At 61.9% G+C, this 22,151-nt stretch carries 16 protein-coding genes, 1 tRNA gene and 1 other RNA gene; 3 read left to right on the top strand and 15 right to left on the bottom strand.

Annotated elements, in window-relative coordinates:
- Window positions 1–2: 2 nt before the first annotated feature.
- From bcsB to bcsR, 4 genes are all read right to left on the bottom strand, one after another.
- Window positions 3–2,309 carry a cellulose biosynthesis cyclic di-GMP-binding regulatory protein BcsB gene (gene bcsB, locus ACK3CV_RS01045; protein ID WP_164141451.1) on the bottom strand — a complete coding sequence of 769 codons (2,307 nt, stop codon included), beginning with the start codon at window positions 2,307–2,309 and terminating at the stop codon, window positions 3–5.
- Between the two features lie 62 nt (window positions 2,310–2,371).
- A complete protein-coding gene (gene bcsA, locus ACK3CV_RS01040) occupies window positions 2,372–4,975 on the bottom strand; it encodes a UDP-forming cellulose synthase catalytic subunit (RefSeq protein WP_164039739.1) in 2,604 nt (867 codons plus the stop codon).
- Window positions 4,972–5,712, bottom strand: a complete 741-nt coding sequence (gene bcsQ, locus ACK3CV_RS01035) for a cellulose biosynthesis protein BcsQ (RefSeq protein WP_033653997.1) — start codon at window positions 5,710–5,712, stop codon at window positions 4,972–4,974. The genes bcsA and bcsQ overlap by 4 nt, the downstream gene beginning before the upstream one ends.
- A 3-nt stretch (window positions 5,713–5,715) precedes the next feature.
- Window positions 5,716–5,907 carry a cellulose biosynthesis protein BcsR gene (gene bcsR / locus ACK3CV_RS01030; protein ID WP_033649881.1) on the bottom strand — a complete coding sequence of 64 codons (192 nt, stop codon included), beginning with the start codon at window positions 5,905–5,907 and terminating at the stop codon, window positions 5,716–5,718.
- 189 nt (window positions 5,908–6,096) lie between these two features.
- Between bcsR and bcsE the strand changes: the two genes are divergently transcribed.
- Genes bcsE through bcsG form a run of 3 tightly spaced genes read left to right on the top strand, consistent with a single transcriptional unit; the run spans window position 6,097 to window position 9,507 of the window.
- Window positions 6,097–7,665 carry a cellulose biosynthesis protein BcsE gene (gene bcsE / locus ACK3CV_RS01025; RefSeq protein WP_164039736.1) on the top strand — a complete coding sequence of 523 codons (1,569 nt, stop codon included), beginning with the start codon at window positions 6,097–6,099 and terminating at the stop codon, window positions 7,663–7,665.
- Complete coding sequence (gene bcsF / locus ACK3CV_RS01020) at window positions 7,652–7,855, top strand: cellulose biosynthesis protein BcsF (protein WP_004934139.1); 204 nt, start codon at window positions 7,652–7,654, stop codon at window positions 7,853–7,855. Before bcsE ends, bcsF begins: the two co-directional genes overlap by 14 nt.
- Window positions 7,852–9,507, top strand: coding sequence for a cellulose biosynthesis protein BcsG (gene bcsG, locus ACK3CV_RS01015; protein ID WP_164039734.1), 1,656 nt, complete (start codon window positions 7,852–7,854; stop codon window positions 9,505–9,507). The genes bcsF and bcsG overlap by 4 nt, the downstream gene beginning before the upstream one ends.
- A gap of 299 nt (window positions 9,508–9,806) precedes the next feature.
- On the opposite strand, the gene dppF is transcribed toward bcsG, so the two are convergent.
- From dppF to uhpA, 11 genes are all read right to left on the bottom strand, one after another.
- Window positions 9,807–10,796, bottom strand: a complete 990-nt coding sequence (gene dppF / locus ACK3CV_RS01010; protein ID WP_033636613.1) for a dipeptide ABC transporter ATP-binding subunit DppF — start codon at window positions 10,794–10,796, stop codon at window positions 9,807–9,809.
- On the bottom strand, window positions 10,793–11,773 hold the full coding sequence (gene dppD, locus ACK3CV_RS01005; RefSeq protein WP_004934132.1) for a dipeptide ABC transporter ATP-binding protein: 981 nt from the start codon (window positions 11,771–11,773) through the stop codon (window positions 10,793–10,795). The genes dppF and dppD overlap by 4 nt, the downstream gene beginning before the upstream one ends.
- Window positions 11,774–11,788: 15 nt before the next feature.
- Window positions 11,789–12,691: a dipeptide ABC transporter permease DppC gene (gene dppC, locus ACK3CV_RS01000; RefSeq protein ID WP_033636612.1), complete on the bottom strand. Its 903-nt coding sequence runs from the start codon at window positions 12,689–12,691 to the stop codon at window positions 11,789–11,791.
- 11 nt (window positions 12,692–12,702) lie between these two features.
- A complete protein-coding gene (dppB, locus tag ACK3CV_RS00995) occupies window positions 12,703–13,722 on the bottom strand; it encodes a dipeptide ABC transporter permease DppB (RefSeq protein WP_033636611.1) in 1,020 nt (339 codons plus the stop codon).
- A 170-nt stretch (window positions 13,723–13,892) separates the two neighbouring features.
- Window positions 13,893–15,500, bottom strand: a complete 1,608-nt coding sequence (gene dppA, locus ACK3CV_RS00990; protein ID WP_019452584.1) for a dipeptide ABC transporter periplasmic-binding protein DppA — start codon at window positions 15,498–15,500, stop codon at window positions 13,893–13,895.
- 596 nt (window positions 15,501–16,096) lie between these two features.
- Window positions 16,097–17,788, bottom strand: coding sequence for a chitinase ChiA (gene chiA, locus ACK3CV_RS00985; protein ID WP_164039731.1), 1,692 nt, complete (start codon window positions 17,786–17,788; stop codon window positions 16,097–16,099).
- A gap of 425 nt (window positions 17,789–18,213) precedes the next feature.
- Window positions 18,214–18,342, bottom strand: a non-coding RNA gene (locus tag ACK3CV_RS00980) — RtT sRNA.
- A 37-nt stretch (window positions 18,343–18,379) separates the two neighbouring features.
- Window positions 18,380–18,456 (bottom strand) — tRNA-Pro (locus ACK3CV_RS00975).
- Window positions 18,457–18,576: 120 nt separating this feature from the next.
- Window positions 18,577–19,908 carry an MFS transporter gene (locus ACK3CV_RS00970; protein WP_060444961.1) on the bottom strand — a complete coding sequence of 444 codons (1,332 nt, stop codon included), beginning with the start codon at window positions 19,906–19,908 and terminating at the stop codon, window positions 18,577–18,579.
- Window positions 19,909–20,003: 95 nt separating this feature from the next.
- A complete protein-coding gene (gene uhpB, locus ACK3CV_RS00965; protein ID WP_164039728.1) occupies window positions 20,004–21,548 on the bottom strand; it encodes a signal transduction histidine-protein kinase/phosphatase UhpB in 1,545 nt (514 codons plus the stop codon).
- Complete coding sequence (gene uhpA, locus ACK3CV_RS00960) at window positions 21,545–22,135, bottom strand: response regulator transcription factor UhpA (protein ID WP_033636607.1); 591 nt, start codon at window positions 22,133–22,135, stop codon at window positions 21,545–21,547. Before uhpA ends, uhpB begins: the two co-directional genes overlap by 4 nt.
- Window positions 22,136–22,151 lie beyond the last annotated feature (16 nt).

The following is a 22,151-nucleotide window of genomic DNA, read 5'->3' as shown; positions in this document are numbered from 1 at the left end:
CGTCAATCCCGATCTTCAGGCGCCAGACGACGCCGGCTGAAGGCCTTCAGGCCACGCCACAGCATCAGCCCCAGGATCACCACCAGCACCACCGCGATCACCGCCAGCAGCACCGGATGGGTGGAGAGGGAATACCACAGCCGCTCCCACCACGGCAGGTGGCCGACATAGTAAATATCGCCGACGCGCAGGCTGTTGACCCCCGATTCGCGGATCACCGCCACCGAGCCGAATACCGCGGCGCGCTTGCCGCTGTCCAGCAGGGCATTGTTCAGCAGCTCATAGCCGCGCGGGCTGTCCGCCAACAGCGCCACGATGCTGCGCTGGTCGTTGAACGGCGACTGCACGCCAATGATCGCCGACATTGCGCCCTCGGAGCTGACGGCAGTCTTGCTGTCCGGCCGGGTGTCCTCCGCCAGCGCTTCCGCGCTGGGCAGCGGCGGCTGCCGCGTCGGCTGTTTCACCCAGCTTTGGGTCGCGTCCACCAGCAGGCTGATTTTCTTGTCGTCGCGCAGCTCCGGCGGAATGGTGCCGACCATCAGGATATCGTCGTCGCGATCCTTGGCCTGCGACCAGTCATCGCTCAGCGTGAAGGCCAGCGCCGGGTAGCCGGTTTGCGCGCCGATCACGCCCAGCGCGTTCAGCAGCGCGCTGACCTGCGCCGGCTGCGGTTTCTGATTCACCAACACCAGCGTTTGCGACAGATCCGCCAAGCGGCTGAACGGGAAGCCGGCGTTGGCGAAGGCGCGCAGATCCGGCATCGCCATAAAGTGGCGGTAGCCGGAGAAATCGATGGTGGACGCGCCGTCGATCACCGCGTGGTTTTGCGTGAAGGAGTAGGTTTCACAGCGCCCTTCCGCGCCGCTGGCCAGCAGCGTGGTGTAATCGAAGTCAAAGCGCAGCTGGTTGGTGGCCCCCAGCCGCAGCGCCGGGATATTGACGTTCTTGTCGGAATCGAGCAGCCCCTGCGTCAACGGCAGGCGCAGCAGCTGCGCGCCCTGCTCGTGCTCCGGCACCAGCGAGTAAGCCTGCACGAACTGGTTGTTCAGGCTGACGCTCAGCCGCGAACCGTCCTGAATGCGCGGCGCGGTGTAACGGTATTTCAGGTGCATGTCGATGCCGGTGCTGCGGATCAGGAACAGGTCCGGCGGCAGGTTCATGGTCAGCGAAATCGGGCCGGGCTCGATGCCGCTGGTTTGCAGCTGCTCGGCGTACTGCTGCAGCTCGGCGAAGGTCATCGGCCGATCGGTGCGCACCCAGTTCGGCGCGTCGTACGGCTGGCGCGGCGCCAGCTGTTCCACCTTGTCCACCGTTACGTTCTGGCCGCGGAACAGGATGTTGCCCTGCGCGATGCCCTTCACCGCGGTGATCAAATCGTTGTCGTCACGCCCCTGAATCAACAGCAGTTTGACGTACGGATTGTCCGGGTGGCTGATCATCTCCACCGTCGGGCCGTTGACCGCCGGATAATCGCGCAGGAAATCCGGGCGCTGCGAGTTGGTGGCGAACACCACCGCGTGCTGCGTCGGCAGCGCATTGTACAGCGTCGGGAAGGATTGCCCGCGCCACTGCGCCTTGCTGCCGAACCAGGACGCCAGAATGCCCGCCGCACGCTGCTGAGCGAGATCCGGCTGGCCGGCGAACACCATCGGCAGCGTCAGCGGCCGATTATCGCGGCTGTCGAAGAACGGCTCAGGGAAGTGCGACAGCTCGTTTTTCACCGGCAGCGTCTGGAAACGCAGCTTCAGCGCGCTGGACTTGCTGACGTCGAGCCACAGCGAGGTGCTGGCCGGGTTTTCGCAGATATTTTGATAATGGCCGACGAACACCAACCGAACGCGGTTAAAATCGGTGATATAGCGCGGATCGATCGCCATCTGGATGCGATTGGGCTTGCCCAGTTGCTCCTTGGCGATCGTGGTCACGCCCATCAGCTCGTCGTTCAGGTAGACCTTGACGTGCGACTCCACCGGGATCAGCGCCGGCGACGGCGTAAACTCCATATCGAGCATCGCCTGCGAGACCACCTCGTCGCTGCGCACGCCGAATTCGATCTGCCCGTCCGGCCGGGTGCCGCGCAGAACAAAGGTGCCCGGCGGCGGCGCTATCTGCGCAAACGACAGCGACACGTCGCGCACCGGCGCATTCGGATCCTGCGGCGCGTCGGCCGGCGGTGGCGCGATCGCCGTATCGGCCGCCGCGGCGATCGGCGGCTGGGCCGCCACGGTCGGCGCGGTGGCGGTTTCGGCCTGCGACAGGGTGCTGATGCCTAAGGCCAGAGCAGTTAACCAGGTTATTTTTCTCGTCATCGTATCATCATCAATGTTGGAGCCTGTTCACCGGGCGAGTGAGCGGGCGGTTGAACTCGCAGCTAACCCACTGTTTCTTTTTGACCCAAGGTCGGCCCCCTGCCGACGCCGCGCGGAATAAACGACACGACCCAGGCGGTCAGCGAGGTGACCCCGACCAGCAGACCGCGCACCAGCGGCGGCGCGTAGTCCGCCATGCGCACATACCCCCGGAAGCCCAGCGCCAGCACGTCGCGCAGGCTTTCGATCGGCCGGTCTTCGGGGAACCCGTCCTGCCACAGCGCCCAGGTATCGGCGCGGGCGAAGGTGCACTGAATGAAATCGATGTGTTCGCGGGTGGAGAGGTCGACCAGGCGCACCCCCACCTTGTTGCCGAAGGCGCGCGTCACCACGCAGGGGAAGCTGTACTCCTGCTGGCCGCGCTTGAGCAGCAGCGAGAGCCTGTCACCGTCTTTCAACGCGTTTTCCACCCGCATCTCAATGCCCACGCCGCCGTCGGAGTAATCGCGCAGCGTGCAGGGATACAGATGGCCGTCGGCGCGCGCGATCGCCGCCGGCATGGCGATTTCCACGCGGTGCGCCTGACGCACCTGCTTGGCCTCCACCGCCACCGCCACTGCGCCGCCGAGAATCGTCATGTTGTACAGCACCCACACCAGGCTGATGATCACCGTCATCACCTCGTCCGTCGGGCCATAGGCCAAGCGCCAGACGCCGAACGCCAGCCCGGCCAGGTTCAGGATCACCAGGAACATGTAAGGCCGGGTGATCACCCAGTCGACGTGCTCCTCCTCCACCAGCCCGCCCTTGGCGGTGACGTTGAATTTGCCCTTGTGCGGATTGAACAGCGCCACCGTCGTCGGCCGCGCGATATACCAGGCCAGCACCGTTTCATAGATTTCGCTCCAGAACGAATGGCGGTATTTCCCCTGGATACGCGAGTTGGTCAGGCTGGCGTGGATCATGTGCGGCAGCACGTAAAGCGCGATCGCCAGCGCCGGCGCGAAGATGATGTAAGCATGCAGCAGCAAAAACGCCAGCGGCGCGGTGAGGAAGATCAGCCGCGGAATGCCCGACAGGAAGTGCAGCATGGCGTTGGCGTAGCACAGGCGCTGCGCCAGTTTCAGCCCCTTGCCCAGCAGCGGGTTATCCAGCCGGAAGATCTGCACCATGCCACGCGCCCAGCGAATGCGCTGGCCGATGTGCGCCGACAGGCTCTCGGTCGCCAGCCCGGCGGCCTGCGGAATGCGGATATAGGCCGAGGTGTGCCCGCGCCGGTGCAAGCGCAGCGAGGTGTGGGCGTCTTCGGTGACGGTTTCCACCGCGATGCCGCCGATTTCGTCCAGCGCGCTGCGGCGCAGAATGGCGCAAGAGCCGCAGAAGAAGGTCGCATCCCACATGTCGTTGCCGTCCTGCACCAGCCCGTAGAACAAGGTGCCTTCGTTGGGCGTCTGACGGAAGCGGCCGAGGTTGCGCTCGAACGGATCCGGCGAGAAGAAGTGGTGCGGGGTCTGCAGCATCGCCAGCTTTTTGTCTTTGAAGAACCAACCCATGGTCAGCTGCAGGAAGGAGCGCGTCGGCACGTGGTCGCAGTCGAAAATCGCCACGAACTCGCCGGTGGCCTGCTTCAGCGCGTTGTTGATGTTGCCGGCCTTGGCGTGTTCGTGGGTCGGCCTGGCGATGTATTTCACCCCCACTTCGGCGGCGAACGCCCGGAATTCGGGGCGGTTGCCGTCGTCGAGGATATAGATATTCACCTTCTCTTTCGGCCAGTCGATGCCCAGCGCCGCGTAGATGGTGGGCTTCACCACCCCGAGATCTTCGTTGTAAGTCGGCACCATCAGATCGATGGTCGGCCAGCTGGCGCTATCGGCGGGCAGCGGCACCGGCTGGCGATTAAGCGGCCAGATGGTCTGGAAATAGCCCAGCACCAGCACCACCCAGGCGTAGGTTTCCGCCACCAGCAGCAACAGGCCGCACACCAGGCTTAGCGGGTCGTCCCAGTTCAGCGTGGCGGTATAGCGCCACCACAGGTAGCGACAGGAGACGGTCAGCGACAGCACGATCAGCATCAGCGCGGGCAAACGCCCCGGCACCCGGCGCACCACCATCGCGATCCCCCACAGCAGCAGGACGAACACGAACTGCGCCGGCAGATCGAACGGTTGCGAGATGCACAGCATGGCGAGGATCGCCGCCAGCACGCTGACCAGAATAAACAGCGCGCGCCGCATGCCGCGGTTCATGCGACCGAGGCGCTCCACCGAGCGCTGTTCCACGCCGGCGTTCTTCAGCCGCTGCGGCAGGCCCTGCAGCCAGTCGGCATAGCGCTGCTGCAGGCGGCGCCAACCGGCGAAATAGTCGCGCTGCACCGGCGCGCGGCCGCTGCGAAACAGCAGCAGCCACAGCCCCTGCAGCAGATAACGCAGCGCATCCGCCGGGCGCGGGCGTTCGGGGGACAGATGCGGGAACCAGTAAGCGCGGCCGGTACGCACGCGCTGCCAGGCCGGCGACTCGAAGCGCAGCAGCAGCCAGCCCAACGCCACCAGCAGCGTGGCGAAAAAGGCGGTCAGCGCCGATGCGCCATTGCGGCGATAGCCGCGGTAGCGCGTCTGCACCACCTGACGCACCGGCGGCACCAGCAGCAGGCTCAATACCCGGCTCATGGCGCAACGCCCCGTTTGAGGTTGATCAGGCACCAGTTGGCCAGCGTCAGCACTTCATCCGCCGCCAGGCTCTCGGGGCGGTACTCGCCCAACGGCTGTTTGACCGCCAGTGCTTCCGCCAACGCTTCGTCGCGGTGGATCACCACCGGCAACAGGCCGCTCAGCGTTTGCAGCCACAGCTGATGCAGATCCTGCTGCAGCTGGCTGGCGGAGGAGTAGTGATTGACCAGGAAACGGCAGTCGTTCGGCAGTGTCTGCTGATGGAGCCGCACCTGGCAGTTGGCGTCGGGGTTCAACAGCATGAACACGCAGTCGGCAAGCTGCAGCGCCTGCTGCGCCAGCACGCCGTCCCCGACCGGGACATCCAGCAGGATCCAGCGCTGCGGATCGCCGGCGATCAGTTGGCGCAGGTTGTCGCGCCAGCGTTCCGGCTGCTCCCGACACTGACGCTGCACTTCCAGCCGTTCCGCCGCATTCAGGCGGCCAAAGGGCAGAAAGTCGAGGTTTTCACAATAACGCAGCGCGCCTTCCTGCCAGCCGCCGCCATCCCGCTCCGCGCGAGCCCAGCCGCGCGCCAGCTCGAACGGCGTGTTGAAATGCAGGCGCAGCAGATTATCCGGCGTGAAATCGATCGCCAACACCGACTCACCCAGCTGCTGCAACGCCCAGGCGAGCGCCGCCGTGACCGACGTCGTCCCCATTCCACCCCGCAACCCTTGCAGCGCGATCACCGGCATAGATCAATGGCTCCCCGTGGTCTGCGCCAATTCGGCCAACAGTGGCCAGCGCGTCATCATTTGCGTTAACCGCTCCTGCCGGGAAATATCGACATAGCTTAATTTCGGCAATGAAAAAGCCTGGCTGAGCGCCTGCAGGTCATCCTGGCTCTCCCCAGGCGCCGCTGCACGAAAATGGGTGGGTGCGTTATTCATTCTTCCGCCTTGGCGAAAATAGGCTATGTTAATTAACTATAGCAACGATACAAAAAGAGAGAGGCAATAAGATGATTCTCAACAAATATTGTTGCAGAGCGTCGGAGATTTGTTATTGCCAGAGTAAAAATGGCTATCTTTAAATATAAACGCCTTTAGTCGGCTTTCAACGAAAGTAGAACACATCCTATGGCGCACTCTTTTTCTCTAGGCATTCGGCAGATTTGGGAAGAGCTGTCGGTGATGCAGGCCCCCGGGCTTTATTGGATCAATATCGACAGGCAAAGCGACGCCGCGCTGCTGTGTCGCCAGGTCATTGCCGCCCAGCCGGCCACCCGCAAAGTCGCCCTGATCTGCAGCGGCGACAAACCCGATCGCCTGTTGGCCGAGCTGGCTTCGCCTGCTTTGCAGAAGCTGCCGCTGTATCAATTACCGGAGAAAAAAGCCGCGCTGACGCAGCTGAGCGACGATCTGATGCGCGCCCTGCGGCCGCAAAATCGCTTACTTATCCTGCTGGCCCACGCCAGCCTGTGGCAAACCTTCACCACCGAAGAGCTGCGCGAGTGGACGCGCGCCCTCGCCGCCTGGCTGCGGCGGCAGGGCTGCACGCTGTTGATTCTCAGCCACGGCGGCGGCATCAATAAGCTCAAAGGGCAGCTCAGCGCGCAGCATCGCATCCTGAACGGCCTGTCCAGCCTGCAATGGCAACAGGACAGCGCGCAATATCTGGTGAACTGGTGGAGCACCGAAAACGGCATCAACGCCAATCAGCTGCTGACGCTGTACGCCGCGGAAGGCGGCTGGCAGGGTGAGGATGAAAACAGCCAACCCTCCCCCACCGCCTTGCGCAGCGATGAAGGCCTGTATCTGGCCGAGCGCAGCATCCTGGAAGGCGCGCCGCCGCTGTCCGCCAACTGGCAGCTGCTGGAGAGCAACGACGAACTGGCGCAGCACGGCATGCTGAGACTCTCGGCGACGTTGATTTTCGCGCTGTACCAAAGCGACCAAATCGATCACCTGGCGCACCAGATCCACACCCTGCGCCGCAGCCGCGGCAACGGCCTGAAAATCGTGGTGCGCGAGATGAGCGCCAGCCTGCGCTACAGCGACGAGCGGCTGCTGCTGGCCTGCGGCGCCAACCTGATCGTGCCGCACGTCGCGCCGCTGTCGCGTTTTCTGACCATGCTCGAGGGCATCCAGGGGCAGCGCTTCTCGCGCCATGTGCCCGCCGACATCGATGCGCTGCTGGCCGGCTTGCGCCCGCTGCAGCTCAAAGGCTATATGCGGCCGGAACCGTTCAGCCAGGCGGTGCTTTCGCTGATGGGCAACACGCTGCTGCCCGAGGACGGCAAAGGCGTGATGGTGGCGCTGCGGCCGGCCACCGGCCTGCGCGCCGAACAGGCGATGACCCTGTGCCACCTGCGGCGCTTCGGCGACGTGATGACCGTGGTGCAGGGGCGGCTGGTGCTGTTTCTCTCCACCTGCCGCATCAACGATCTGGATACCGCGCTGAGGTTCATCTTCCGCCTGCCGGTGGATGAAGCCTTCAGCAACCGGGTGGTGTGGCATCAGGACGTCGATATCATTTCGGAAATCAAACGTATGGCCCAGGGGCGCTGGCAGATTTCGGCCACCGGCACCGCCGGCGCCGCGCCGCGCCCCCGCGAGACGGCGGCCGAGGCGCCCGCAGAACGGCGGCAGCCGGTCGCCTTCACGCTGACGCTTGGCCCGCAGGAGGAACCGCATGCTGAACCTTAACGACATCGTGCAACTGATCCTGCTGTGCGCGCTGATCTTCATCCCGCTGGGCTACGCCTTTCACCGGCGTTTTCCGCATTTGCGTCAATACTGGCAAAACCTGTTGTTATCGCCGCGCTATTTGAAATCCGCCGGTTTGTGGGTGCGCACAGGCTCCTCATCTCAGATTAAACGTAAGAAGCAGCCATGAATCCAAACTCGAAGACGCAATCCGATAACGCTCTATGGCGCTACTGGCGCGGACTGGGCGGCTGGAACCTCTACTTTCTGGCCAAATTCGCCCTGCTGTGGTTCGGCTACCTGAACTTCCACGCGCTGCCGAACCTGGTGTTCATGGCGTTTCTGCTGATGCCGATCCCGTCGCAGCGCCTGCATCGCTGGCGCCATTACCTCGCCATCCCGATCGGCATCGCGTTGTTCTACCACGACACCTGGCTGCCGGGCATCAACAGCATTCTCAGCCAGGGTTCGCAGCTGGCCGGCTTCAGCGCCCAGTACCTGCTGGAGCTGATCGGCCGCTTTATCAACTGGCAAATGATCGGCGCGGCCTTCGTGCTGTTTATCGCCTACCTGTTCGTCGCGCAGTGGGTGCGCGTCACGGTGTTCACCGTGGCGGCGCTGGTGTGGCTCAATATCGTCAACATCGCCGGACCGGCAGTCTCCCTGCTGCCCGCGACCTCCACGGCCGCGGCCGGCGGCGCCAATACGCCGGCCACGTCTGCGCCGGCGGCGGGGGATGCTGCGGCGGCAGACAGCCTGCCGCCGACCAGCGCCAACCTGACGGCCTACCTGAACCAGTTCTACGAGCGAGAAAAAGGCCGCACCACCGCGTTCCCGGCCAGCTTGCCCGCCGATGCCCAGCCGTTCGATCTGCTGGTGATCAACATCTGTTCGCTGGCCTGGGCCGATATGGACGCGGTCAACCTGCAAAATCACCCGCTGTGGTCGAAGATGGACATCATGTTCGACAACTTCAACTCGGCCACCGCCTACAGCGGCCCGGCGGCCATCCGTTTGCTGCGCGCCAGCTGCGGCCAGCTTTCGCATCGCGATCTGTATCAGCCGGTGAACCAGCAATGTTACCTGTTCGACAACCTGGCGAAGCTCGGCTTCAAGGAACAGCTGATGCTCGATCACTCCGGGGTGTTCGGCAACTTCCTGAAAGAGCTGCGTGAACAGGGCGACATGCAGGCGCCGCTGATGTCGCAGGCCGGCATCGGCAACGAGCTGACGTCGTTCGACGGCGAGCCGATTTATAACGATCTCGAATTGCTGACCCGTTGGCTGGATCAGCAGCAAAAAGGCGGTGACGGCCGCACCGCCACCTTCTTCAACGTCATCCCGCTGCACGACGGCAACCGCTTCGTCGGCTCCAACAAGAGCGCCGACTACCCGCCGCGCGCACAGAAGCTGTTCGATCAACTGAACACCTTCCTCGATCAGTTGGAGAAATCCGGCCGCAAAGTGGTGGTAGTGATCGTGCCGGAACACGGCGCGGCGTTGGTGGGCGACAAGATGCAGATGTCCGGCCTGCGCGACATTCCCAGCCCGAATATCACCCATACGCCGGTCGGCATCAAACTGGTGGGCATGAAGGCGCCGCATCAGGGCAGCCCGCTGCAGATCAAAACGCCGAGCAGCTATCTGGCGCTGTCTGAACTGGTGTCGCGTCTGGTGGACGGCAAGGTCTTCAGCGAACCCAGCGTCGACTGGCAGGCGCTGACCCAGGGGCTGCCGCAGACCCCGGTCATCTCCGAAAACGACAACGCCGTCGTGATGCTGTATCAGGGCAAGCCCTACATTCGCCTGAACGGCGGCGACTGGGTGCCTTATCCGCAATAAGCGCGGCCTCATTCACCCAAAGCACGCCGCCGGCGTGCTTTTTTATTGGGTTTTTATAATAAAAATGGCGAACGCTATCGGCCGAAATAAACTTATTAACAGCAACCCGTTGAATTCTCTTATTCGATTATTATTATCGTGCGAAGATTCTTAAAAATATAACGATTTGTCAGAATGACGTTAAGAGCATAATTTAAAAGACGGGTTGTCGCGATCGTCTACTGACCAACCCTTTGATTGAATAATAAAAAACGCCGGCGCTATGCCGGCGTTTGATTTAGACAGGAAAATCCGACGCTTTACGCCCCCGGATGTTCGTCCTGATCGACCGCAAAGCAGGCCACCATCTGCTCGCCGTACTGTTTGAGCTGCGGCTGCAGCTGCACGCAGGTGCCGAAGGCGCGGCGGCAGCGGGCATTGAACGCACAGCCCGGTGGCGGGTTCATCGGGCTGGGCAGCTCGCCGGTCAGCTTGATGCGCTCGCGGCGCATATCCGGATTCAATCGCGGCGTCGCCGACAGCAGCGCCTGAGTGTACGGATGGCGCGGATTGTTGAAGATCGCCTCTTTGCTGCCCTTTTCCACGCAGCGGCCGAGGTACATCACCATCACCTCGTCGGCGATGTGCTCCACCACCGACAGATCGTGCGAGATGAACACATAGGACAGCCCCAGATCCTGCTGCAGATCCATCATCAGGTTCAGCACCTGAGCGCGCACCGACACGTCCAGCGCCGACACCGGCTCATCGGCGATCACCACGTCCGGGTTCAGCATCAGCCCGCGGGCGATGGCGATACGCTGACGCTGGCCGCCGGAAAACATGTGCGGGTAGCGGTCGTAATGCTCAGTTTTCAAGCCGACCTTCGCCATCATCTCCAGCGCTTTTTCCCGCCGTTCGGCGGCGCTGAGCGACGTGTTGATCAACAGCGGCTCCTCGAGGATCTGCCCGACCTTCTTGCGCGGGTTGAGCGATCCGTAAGGATTCTGGAACACGATTTGGATCTTCTGGCGGCGCAGCTTCTCGGCCGAGGCGTCCGGCTTCAGCAGATCTTGCCCCTGATAGTACAGCTCGCCGCCGGTCGGCACTTCGATCATCGTCAGCAGGCGGCCGAGCGTCGATTTGCCGCAGCCCGACTCACCGACCACCGCCAGCGTTTTGCCGCGCTCCAGGGTGAAGGAGACGCCGTCCAGCGCCTTGACCAGCCGCTCCGGCGCGAACAGGCCCTTTTTCACCGGGTAATGCTTCTTCAGGTCAATTGCCTGCAGTAAAGGTTGATTCTGGCTCATACGGTCGGCCTCCCCGCATCATCCAGCGGTGTGTGACATTTAACCTGACGGCCGGGAATGCTGCGCAGTTCCGGCTCCTCGTTGCGGCAGCGCTCGTTGGCGTAGGGACAACGCGGGTTGAGCAGGCAGCCGGTCGGGCGATCGTATTTGCCCGGCACCACGCCCGGCAGCGAAGCTAGCCGCGCCTTGTCGGCGGCGAACTCCGGCAGCGCGCGCAGCAGCGCCTGGGTATAGGGGTGGCGCGGGGCGCGGAAAATCTCCGCCGCCTTGCCGGATTCCACCACCTGGCCGGCGTACATCACGATGATGTGGTGCGCGGCTTCCGCCACCAGCGCCAGATCGTGAGTGATCAGCAGTAGCGCCATGTTTTCGCGCTGCTGCAGATCCAGCAGCAGTTCGATGATCTGCGCCTGGATGGTCACGTCGAGCGCGGTCGTCGGCTCATCGGCGATCAGCAGCTTCGGCCGACAGGCGATGGCCATGGCGATCATCACGCGCTGGCTCATGCCGCCGGAAAGCTGGTGCGGGTACACGTCCAGCCGCGAGGCCGGATCGGGAATGCCCACCTGGGTCAGCAGGTCGATAGCGCGCTGGCGGCGAGTGCGGCGGTTGCCGCCCTGGTGCACCTTCAGCGCCTCCATGATCTGATAACCGACGGTATAGCACGGGTTCAGGCTGGTCATCGGATCCTGGAAGATCATCGCCACTTCGGAGCCCACCAGCTGGCGGCGCTCTTTTTCGGAGATCTTGCGCAGATCCTGGCCGTTGAACTCCAGCTTGTCGGCCATCACCTTGCCGGGGAAATCGATCAGGCCCATGATCGCCAGCGAACTGACGGATTTGCCGGAGCCGGACTCGCCGACGATGCCGACCACCTGACCTTGCTCCACGCTGTAACTGATGCGGTCTACCGCGCGGAACGGGGTGCCTTCGTCACCGAAGTGCACCGAAAGCTTGTCTACATTCAATAACGCCATCTCTCTCGTCCTCTGTTACTGCTTGAGTTTGGGGTCGAGAGCGTCACGCAAACCGTCCCCCATCAGGTTGAATGCCAGCACCGTCAGCAGGATCGCCAGGCCGGGGAAGGTCACCACCCACCAGGCGCTTTGCGCGAACTGCAGCACGTCGGAGAGCATGGTGCCCCACTCCGGCGTCGGCGGCTGCGCGCCCATGCCCAGAAAGCCGAGAGCGGCCATGTCCAGAATGGCGTTCGAGAAACCGAGAGAAGCCTGCACGATCAAAGGCGCCAGGCAGTTAGGCAGAATATTGACGAACATCTGGCGCAGCGCGCCGGCGCCCGCCACCCGCGAAGCGGTGACGTAGTCGCGGTTCACCTCCACCAGCACCGCTGCGCGCGTCAGACGCACATAGTGCGGCAGGGCGACGAAGGTCAGCGCCAGCGAGGCGTTGACGATCGACGGCCCGAATACCGCCACCAGCACCAGCGCCAGCAGCAGGCTCGGCAGGGCCAGCATGATGTCGACGACGCGCATGATAATCGCGTCCACCACGCCGCCGAAGTAACCGGCCAGCAGGCCGAATATCACGCCCATGATCAGCGACAGCACCACCACCAGGCAGCCGACCAGCAGCGACAGGCGCGCACCGTACATCAGGCGCGACAGCACGTCGCGGCCCACGTCGTCGGTGCCGAGGATATATTGCCAGCTGCCGCCCTCTTGCCACACCGGCGGCTTGAGCAGCGCGTCGCGGAACTGGTCCGCCGGCGCATGCGGCGCCAGCACGCCGGCGCCGAGCGCGATCACCAGCATCAGAACGATATACACCAGGCCGACCACGGCCCCTTTATTGCGCTTGAAATAGTGCCAGAACTCCTGAAACGGGGTCATCGGCTTCGGCGCACCTTTAACTGCAGACTCAGTGATTTGAGACATGAGAGCGCCCCTTATTTCTTGTGGCGAATACGCGGGTTGACCACGCCGTAGAGCACGTCTACCAGCAGGTTAACCAGAATGATCATACAGGCGACCAGCAACACCCCGCCCTGCACCACCGGGTAGTCGCGGCGCTGCAGCGCGTCGATCAGCCAGCGGCCCAGCCCCGGCCAGGAGAAGATGGTTTCGGTCAGAATGGCGCCGGCCAGCATGGTGCCAACCTGCAGCCCGATCACCGTCACCACCGGCAGCAGCGCGTTGCGCAGCGCGTGAACGACGATCACCCGCATGCGGCTCACGCCCTTGGCGCGCGCGGTGCGGATGTAGTCTTCGCCCAACACCTCCAGCATCGAGGAACGGGTCATGCGCACGATCACCGCCAGCGGGATGGTGCCCAGCACGATGGCCGGCAGGATCATGTGCATCACCGCGTCGACGAAGTCGCCCGGCTCGCCCCAGATCAGGGTGTCTATCAGCATGAAGCCGGTCAGCGGCTGGCTGTCGTCGAGGAAGACCGTGTCGCTGATGCGCCCCGACACCGGCGTCAGGTTAAGCTGCACCGACACCAGCATGATCAGCATCATGCCCCACCAGAAAATCGGCATCGAATAGCCGGTCAGCGAGATGCCCACCGCGGTATGGTCAAAGACCGAGCCGCGTTTGACCGCCGCCAGCACCCCGACCGGGATGCCTACCAGCACCGCGAAGATCATCGCGCAAATGCCCAGTTCCAGCGTGGCCTGAAAGCGCGGAACGAACTCGCTCCAGACGGAGATGCGGCTTTTGAGGGAGGTGCCCAGATCGCCTTGCAGCACGTTGGACACGTAGGAGAAATATTGTTGATAGAGCGGCTTGTCCAGCCCCATTTCCGCCATCAGCTGCGCGTGGCGCTCGGCGGAGATACCGCGTTCCCCGGCCATGATGGTCACCGGGTCGCCGGGGATCATATGGACGAATGCAAAAGTCAGCAATGTAATGCCGATAAACGTTGGGATAACTAACCCCAAACGTCGGAGTATGAACTGCAACATATCCCGAACTCTCTGTATCAATGCCCGGCAGCTCATCGTCCGCCAGGCTTATTAACGCTCACATGCCTTTGAACGATTCGACGGCCATACGCCGGAGACTGGTCAGCAGGGGCGCAAACCTGTTGCGCCCCTGCAAGTCCATTCGTGCGTCTCCGGTAAAGCGGTCGAAATCAGTCTACAGAGACATTCTCGAAGTGATGCTTACCGAGTGGATCCACGACGTAGCCTTTCACTTCCTTACGCACAGGCTCGTACACGGTGGAGTGTGCGACAATCAGCGCCGGAGCCTGATCGTGCATCACCACCTGCGCCTGCTTGTACAGTTCGATGCGCTTGTCGTGGTTGGATTCGGCGCGCGCCGGTTGAATCAGATCTTCAAACGGCTTGTAGCACCAGCGGGAGTAGTTGGAGCCGTCTTTCGCCGCCGCGCAGCTGAACAGCGTGGCGAAGAAGTTGTCCGGATCCCCGTTGTCGCCGGTCCAGCCCATCATCACCGTCTGGTGTTCGCCCGCTTTGGCGCGCTTGAGGTATTCACCCCACTCATAGGTCACGATTTTGGCTTTCACGCCGATCTTGGCCCAGTCGGCCTGGATCATTTCCGCCATGCGGCGCGCGTTCGGGTTGTAAGGACGCTGTACCGGCATCGCCCACAGGTCGATGCTGAAACCGTCGGCCATGCCCGCTTCTTTCAGCAGCTCTTTCGCCTTGGCCGGATCGTAAGCGTAATCCTGCACCGCGTCGTTATAGCCCCACATAGTCGGCGGGATCAGGTTCTTGGCCGCCTGGCCCGCGCCCTGATAAACCGCGTCGATGATCGCCTGCTTGTTGACCGCCATGGTCAACGCCTGACGCACCTTCAGGTTATCCAGCGGCTTTTTCTCGACGTTGAACGACAGGTAGCCCACGTTCAGGCCCGGCTGCTCCATCAGGTTGATGGACTTGTCTTGCTTCATGCGGGCGATATCGGCCGGGTTCGGGTACGGCATCACCTGACATTCGTTTTTCTGCAGTTTGGCGTAGCGCACGGAGGCGTCAGGCGTGATGGAGAACACCAGGCGATCGATCTTCGGCTTGGTGCCCCAGAAACCGTCGAATGCCTTGTACAGGATCTTGGAGTCTTTCTGGTATTGCAGCAGCTGGAACGGGCCGGTGCCGATCGGGTTCAGGTCGACCTTCTCCGGCGTGCCGGCTTTCATCATCACGTCGGCGTATTCGGCGGACAGGATGGACGCGAAGTCCATGCCCAGGTCAGCCAGGAACGGCGCTTCCGGGCGGTTCAGCACGAAGCGCACGGTGTTGTCGTCCACTTTTTCAATCTTGGCGATCAGCTTAGGCATGTCCATGCCTTCAAAGTATTCGTAGCTGCCGCCGGACACTTTGTGATAGGCGTTGTTCGCATCCAACTGGCGTTCAAAGGAGAACACCACGTCGTCGGCGTTGAAATCGCGCGTCGGTTTGAAGTCTTTGCTGCTCTGCCACTTCACGCCTTTGCGCAGGTGGAAGGTGTAGGTTTTGCCGTCTTCGCTGACGTCCCACTTCTCAGCCAGGCCCGGCTGCAGTTCGGTGGTGCCGATTTTGAATTCGACCAGGCGGTTGTAGATCGGTACCGAGCTGGCGTCGTAGGTGGTGCCGGAGGTAAACAGCTGCGGGTTGAACCCTTCCGGGGAACCTTCAGAACAGTAAACCAACGTCTTGGCCTGTACGCTGGCCGCCACGGTCAGCGCGATCAGCCCAATGCCGAATTTCAGAACCCCCGATTTACCCAAGGAACGTGTCATCGTTAGTGCTCCATTGTGTGATGTGTGTCATTGCCGCCAGACCTGTATTTTTTATTGCGTGGCCTGTGCGATCGGCGCCCGAAGGCAGAAGGTGTACGAGGAGAGAATGCCGGATGGAACGCATCGCGGCGGGGACGTCTGAGCGCGTGGAATTCACTCAAACAACTCTCGCTCTTACCCCTGAGGCTATCAAGTTGCCAACTGTTTGGGGTGTCGTCAATATAACCAGTGGGGATTTACGCAGACTGTGAGAAACAGCAAACAAACATAAAAAAAACCTTTCGTTAACACTTCCAGCATGAAAATTTATGCTAAGCGGACATTTTCAGCGCATTGGTCTGACCCTCACAAACTTACTGGTTTTTAACTCCGTTAAAAAACGCCAAAACTTTGTTGCTGAATGATGAATATCTGAACGGTTATTTTTGTGATCGCCGTTAAAGACAGGAGGAAATGCTGAAGGATTACCCAAAAGGGTGAGTCCGATGAGCGCGTTTTGCGCCGGGCAGGCCCACAATCTGTGCGGCGTAAAAAAACTTTCGGCGGCGAAAAAGCCGGGGGCGAAAGGATATCCCCCGGCAACGCACTGCAACCGATTATTGAACGCCGGCGCTGTTGCCCAGGCTGGCGTTCATGCTGTTGAGAATATCGCCGTTGTCCGCGTCGATCTCCCAGGAGAACAGGCCGCCCAACTGCTTATCCAACACGTACTTGCCCTTGGCCTGCACCGAGCGGGCATCGTCGAAGGTGATCAGATCGCCGGTGGAAGGTTTGAACACGTAAGGCGCTTCCGCCGTGGCGTCGTAGGTGTACTGCCAATCGCCGCTCATGAACTGGCTGGCGATTTGGCGGTAGTCCACGATGCCGTTCTCCCAGGTGCCTTTAACCGGCCCGGTGGCGGTGCCGGTGAACGGAATGTTGTTCTGGTAGCCGTTCACCCCGGTCCAGCCGCGGCCATACATGGCGGTGCCGACCACGATCTTGCCTGGCTTGACGCCCTGCGTCAGCAGCGCATTGACGCCGTTTACCGTGGTGTAGGCGGTGTCCGGTTTCCAGGCCGGCGCATTCAGCGCGGTCTGATGCCCCAGGTTTTTCAGATCGAAGGCGCCGTAGAAGTCGTAGCTCATCAGGAAGATGTGATCCATCGAGTTCTGCGCGACGTTGTAAGCCACCTTGTCGATCTTGTCCTTGCCGGCGCTGATGGCGGAGGTCAGCTCATACTTGCGGCCGGTTTCCGCCGACAGCTGATCCAGCATCGCCCGCAACTCCTTCATCAACAGCACATAGGTCTCCCCGTCTTGCGGGCTGCCCAGGTTCGGGTTGGCGCCGTTGCCGCCCGGGAACTCCCAGTCGATATCCACGCCATCGAAGAACTTCCAGGTCTGCAGAAACTCTTTCACCGAGCCGACGAAGCGATCGCGCTTCACCTTGTCGCCCATAAAGAAGAACGGGTCGGACAGCGTCCAGCCGCCGATCGACGGCAGGATTTTCAGGTCAGGATGCGCCTGCTTCAGCGCCATCAGCTGGCCGAAGTTGCCCTTGTAGGGGTCATCCCAGGCGGTCACGCCCTTCTGCGCTTTTTGCAGCGCGGCGAACGGATCGTGGATCGAGACTTTGAAGTCCTCGCGGCCCTGGCAGGAGCGCTGCAACGCCTGGAAGCTGCCTTCGATCTCTTTCAGACTGTCGTTGATGCCGTTGCCGCCGCAGATCGGGATAAAGCCGTACAGCAGATGGGTCAGGTTCTGCGCCGGGATCTTGTCGACGGTGAAATTGCGCCCGTAAACGCCCCACTCGACGAAATAAGAGCCGACCACTTTGCCGGAATTCTGTTTATAGGGTTTATTCTTTTCCAGCAGCGGCTCTTTCAACGGCGCCAAATGGCTGCCGTCGGTGTCGGCCACCACAATTTCGGTGGCGTCGCTGGCGGTGCAGCCGTCGGCATTGCACAACGCCACCTGCATTTGATAACGGCCGCCTTTATTCACTTTAAAATTCGCCGTGCCGGAAGCGCCGGTTGAAGGGCCGCTCCACGCCTCTTTGCCATTCAATAAAACTTTTGCCGTCGTACCGGTGTCGCCATTCCATAAATTCCAGGAGACCGAAACGTCGGCGGCATTTTTTACCTTCACCAGATTATTATAAGCGGTGGCCGCCTGATCGACTTCGACGATGGCGAACTTGGTGTTGCCCCAGGCGATGGTCGGCTTGCCCGGCGCGGTGGCCTGCGCCGCGGAACACAGCGTGCTGCCGATCACCAGCGCCAACAGCGGTTTATTAAATTTGCGCATAACTGATTCCTTTATTCCGAGAGGATAAACATAAAAGAGTTAATCGACGCCACGCATTGCCGGAGCTAAATGATTCCGCAATAATCCACGAAGATTAACGTTAATAAATAATCACGGTATTTTCCACGCGGCGGGAATAACACATCCCGCGTTGTCCATTCAGACTATAGGTAAAAAAAACGTGAAAACAAGAGCGCTATCAACCGGGTTTTATTCGGCAAGCATGAATTTATTTAAATATGGAAATAAGAACCTAAAGGGAATAAGGAGTGTGAATTAATTAAGCGTAAAGGATAAATATATTTCACGAGGACGGTAGCTTGAGGCACGCCATAAAGCGAAGCCGGCCATATCGGCGGAGGTACTCATCCTCATAAACCGCAGGCGAAAAAAAACCTGCTTTAAAAAGCAGGTTTTTCGAATGGTGGTCGGCGAGAGAGGATTACGCGCATCGTTGATGCGCGCCCTGCGGGCCGTTGCCAAAGCAACGTTGTCTCGCTTCGCGAGGCTCGAACCTCCTGCGGAGGTGCTCATCCTCATAAACGACGGGCGAAAAAAAACCTGCTTTAAAAAAGCAGGTTTTTCGAATGGTGGTCGGCGAGAGAGGATTCGAACCTCCGACCCACTGGTCCCAAACCAGTTGCGCTACCAAGCTGCGCTACTCGCCGATGCGGGGCGCATCTTACTGCTGGCGGTTATAGGCGTCAATCACTTTTTTGCCCCTGCATTTCAAGTGGTGATAAAAGCGCCATAATGCGCTGCGCCGGGGGCTGCGCAGCGTGTTTCACTCAGGCTTTGGCCGGTTTCAGCGCCGGCGTCTGCGCGCGCAGGAACGGCAGCAGGAACAGCGCCGACAGGCAGGCGGCGATGGAAATCACCACGAAGAAGCCGTTCCAGTGCCAGATCTCCATCACCCGCGCAATCGGGTAGCCGGACAGCGCCGCGCCCAGGTAGGCGAACAGGCCGACGAAACCGGTCGCCGCGCCCGCCGCATCCTTGTGCGAGCACTCCGCCGCCGCCATGCCGATCAGCATCTGCGGGCCGAAGATGAAGAAACCGATGGCGAAGAAGCAGCAGGCCTGCAGCAGGTAGGTCACGCCCGGCATCAGCCACAGCGCCGCCACCGACAGGAAGATACCGATGGCGAAGATCAGGTTCATCGGGCCGCGGTTGCCGCGGAACAACTTGTCGGAACCCCAACCGGCCACCAGCGAACCGATAAAGCCGCCCACTTCAAACAGCGAGATGGCCGAGTTGGCGGTCATCAGCGAATAGCCCTTTTCCTGCGTCAGGTAGAGGTTGCCCCAATCGTTGATCGCGGTGCGCACGATGTACACCAGCACGTAAGAGACCGCCAGCAGCCAGATGTACTTGTTGGTCAGCACGTAGCGTTTGATGATCTCGCGGTTGCTCAGCCCCTGGCCTTCCGATTCCTGCACCAGCTCCATGGCGTCGTTGCGCCATTTGCCGACGCTCGGCAGCCCCAGGGTGGATGGCTTGTCGCGCAGGCGCCAGCACATCAGCAGGCCAAGCACCACGCCGATGATACCGGGGATGATCATGCCGTAACGCCAGCTGAAGTGCAGCGAGATAAAGCCCACCAGCAGCGGGATCAGCGCGCCGCCGACGTTGTGCGAGGTGTTCCAGATCGCCCACCAGCTGCCGCGCTCGGAACGCGAATACCAGCTGGTGAGGATTTTGGAACACGGCGGCCAGCCCCAGCCCTGGAAGAAGGCGTTGAGGATCCACAGCGTGCCCAGCATCAGCAGCGACGAACTGAGGCCGAAGAAGATATTCAGCACCCCGGTCATGATCAGGCCCAGCCCCATAAAGTAACGCGGGTTGGAGCGATCGCTGATCATGCCGGAGATGAATTTCGAGCAGCCGTAGGTAATGTAGAACAGCGTGCCGAGGATGCCGACGTCGGACATCGTCAGGCCCAGATCGCTCAGCATCGCCGGCATGATGAAGTTGAAACTTTTGCGCGTGAAGTAAAACGCGGCGTAGCCGATGTACATGGTGCACATCAGCTGGATGCGCCAGTATTTGTAGCTGGCGTCGATCTGCCGTTGATCGGTGACCTGCGGCGCGTCCGGGCGGCTTTTAAGGAAAGACCACATGTGGAACCTCAGAGGATTGAATAAAGTGCCGCTATGATGCTCCTCGCGCGCGCGGGAGGCTTACGCCGGATTCCCGACGCGGTTAGGAGTTTTTCCTAGTTTTGCGTTTGCGCCGGCGAAACTGTGGGCAAGATCACACTCAAACAGGCGCCCCGCTCGGCGGTGAACCGCAGGCTGCCGCCGAGGGCGCTGATGCGCTCCTGCATGCCGCGCAGGCCATAGCCCGGCTGATGGTTTTTCTCATCGAAGCCCACACCGTTGTCGCGGATGGTCAGGGCGATCTGCGGCGCGGCGCCTTTGCGCGGCTGCAGGCGCGCATCCAGCTCCAGGCGGCTGGCGCCGGCGTGGCGGCACACATTGGTCACCCCTTCCTGGCACACCCGGTACAGCGTGATTTTCAGCGTTTCATCCAGCAGCTCGTCCGGCACCTGCCACTGCAGGCTGCTCACCAGCGACGCGTCCTGCGGCAGCGACTCCCGCAGCATCGCCGCCACCGCCGCCGACAGCGGCAGGTTGTTCAGCGCCGCCGGCCACAGCTGGGTCAACACATCATGCACCCCATCGTAGACCCGCAGCGCCAACGCATCGATGGTGTCGGCGCAGCCGATCACCGCCGGCTCCGGCGCCAGGCGTTTGACGATGCTGGCCTGGGTGCGAATCACGGTGATGGTCTGCCCCACCTCATCGTGCAGCTCGCGCGCCACCTCACGCCGGGTTTGCTCCTCCGCCGTCACCAGCGCTCGCGCCAACTGGCGGTTCTCCGCCAGCCGCAGCCTCAGCTGCTGATTCAGCTCGCGCTGGCGCTGAATGCCGACGCCCAACAGCAGCCCGGTCAGGCTTTGGGCCAGCAGCGACAGCAGCAGATCGCGGTGCGACTCCGGCTGCGGCGGCTCGTTGACCATCAGCGCCACGCCGTTGAGCAGCGTCGCCAACAGCGCGCCCTGCCAGCCGTAGCGGTAAGACATGAACACGATAGGAATGGCCAGGCAGAAAGGCGCAAAGCGCCGCAGCTCGGCGGCGTTCACCTGCTGCTGCAGCCAGATGCTGAACGCAAACAGCAGCAGATAGCTGGCCAGATGGCCCAGACGCAGCTCCACCGGCTTGTGGATCAGCCCCGGCTCCAGCGGCACCCAGATTTGGCGCGCCAGATAGTGCCACAACAGCAGGCAGGTCGGTGCGATGGTAAAACCGCCGGTCAGGCCAAGCAGCAGCGCGCGGGCGCCTTCACCGCTCACCAGCTGCCACACCAGCGCCTGCAGCAAGGCGGCGGCGCCCACCACCGCGCCCTGCAACAGTGGCCAGCGCCATTCGCTGTCGCTCTGCTGATGGCGCAACAGCCACGGCGAGGCCAGCAGGCTGAGCAGCACCGTCAACACCAGCACCGCCACCGACGCCCACAGCGCCGGGCCGTAGCCGAACTGATCCGCCAGCAGCGCCATCAGCAGCAGATCGGCCAGCAGGATCCCCGGCCAGAAACGGTACGGGCTCTGCAGCAAAATGCCCATGCGCAGGCCGAACGGGAACAGCAGCAGCGCCTGCCAGGGCGGGTCGATCAGCGCGGTGCCGATGCCCCACAGGCAAAACGCGCTGGCGGCGTAGATGAAAAACAGCGCCAGCTGGGTGATCAGGCGCTGCGTCACAGGTTCAGCATCCGTCTGGCCAGCTCGACGTTGTTGTTGATGCCCAGCTTGGCGAACAAATTGGCGCGATGCACATGCACCGTCTTCGGCGACAGCCCCAAGGCGGCGGCAATCTCGCGCACCTCCTGGCCCTGCGCCAGCAACAGCGCGATCTCGCGCTCGCGGCGGGTCAACGGATCTACCCTCACCCGCGCCAGCTGCTGCGCGATTTCCGGCATCAGGTAAACGCCGCCGCCGGCGACGGTGCGCACCGCGGTGATCAAATCTTCCGGCTTGCAGCGCTTGGAGAGAAAGCCGCCGGCGCCGCGATCCAGCGCCATTTCCACCAGCGCTGGGTTATCGTGCATCGACAGCATCACCACGCGGATGCCGGAGGGAATGTCCGCCAACAGATCCAGCCCGCTGCCGTCCGGCATCGAAATGTCGCAGATGCAAACGTCCACCTCCAGCCCCGGCAGGCCGGCGCGCGCCTGCGCCGCACCGCTGAATTCGCCCACCACCTGAATATCGGCTTCCAGCGACAGCAGCTGCACGAAGCCCGAACGCACAATGTCATGATCGTCGATAAACGCCACGCGCAGGGTCATGGAAATCTCCGGTTAG

Source organism: Serratia sp. TSO36, from assembly GCF_057808395.1.
This window is presented reverse-complemented; position numbering and strand designations above follow the sequence as displayed.

Excerpts from the sequence above, each read along its gene's own strand:
- bcsB (WP_164141451.1), bottom strand. The coding sequence starts at position 2,309 with ATGACGAGAAAAATAACCTGGTTAACTGCTCTGGCCTTAGGCATCAGC.
- bcsA (WP_164039739.1), bottom strand. The coding sequence starts at position 4,975 with ATGAGCCGGGTATTGAGCCTGCTGCTGGTGCCGCCGGTGCGTCAGGTG.
- bcsQ (WP_033653997.1), bottom strand. The coding sequence starts at position 5,712 with ATGCCGGTGATCGCGCTGCAAGGGTTGCGGGGTGGAATGGGGACGACG.
- bcsR (WP_033649881.1), bottom strand. The coding sequence starts at position 5,907 with ATGAATAACGCACCCACCCATTTTCGTGCAGCGGCGCCTGGGGAGAGC.
- bcsE (WP_164039736.1), top strand. The coding sequence starts at position 6,097 with ATGGCGCACTCTTTTTCTCTAGGCATTCGGCAGATTTGGGAAGAGCTG.
- bcsF (WP_004934139.1), top strand. The coding sequence starts at position 7,652 with ATGCTGAACCTTAACGACATCGTGCAACTGATCCTGCTGTGCGCGCTG.
- bcsG (WP_164039734.1), top strand. The coding sequence starts at position 7,852 with ATGAATCCAAACTCGAAGACGCAATCCGATAACGCTCTATGGCGCTAC.
- dppF (WP_033636613.1), bottom strand. The coding sequence starts at position 10,796 with ATGAGCCAGAATCAACCTTTACTGCAGGCAATTGACCTGAAGAAGCAT.
- dppD (WP_004934132.1), bottom strand. The coding sequence starts at position 11,773 with ATGGCGTTATTGAATGTAGACAAGCTTTCGGTGCACTTCGGTGACGAA.
- dppC (WP_033636612.1), bottom strand. The coding sequence starts at position 12,691 with ATGTCTCAAATCACTGAGTCTGCAGTTAAAGGTGCGCCGAAGCCGATG.
- dppB (WP_033636611.1), bottom strand. The coding sequence starts at position 13,722 with ATGTTGCAGTTCATACTCCGACGTTTGGGGTTAGTTATCCCAACGTTT.
- dppA (WP_019452584.1), bottom strand. The coding sequence starts at position 15,500 with ATGACACGTTCCTTGGGTAAATCGGGGGTTCTGAAATTCGGCATTGGG.
- chiA (WP_164039731.1), bottom strand. The coding sequence starts at position 17,788 with ATGCGCAAATTTAATAAACCGCTGTTGGCGCTGGTGATCGGCAGCACG.
- ACK3CV_RS00970 (WP_060444961.1), bottom strand. The coding sequence starts at position 19,908 with ATGTGGTCTTTCCTTAAAAGCCGCCCGGACGCGCCGCAGGTCACCGAT.
- uhpA (WP_033636607.1), bottom strand. The coding sequence starts at position 22,135 with ATGACCCTGCGCGTGGCGTTTATCGACGATCATGACATTGTGCGTTCG.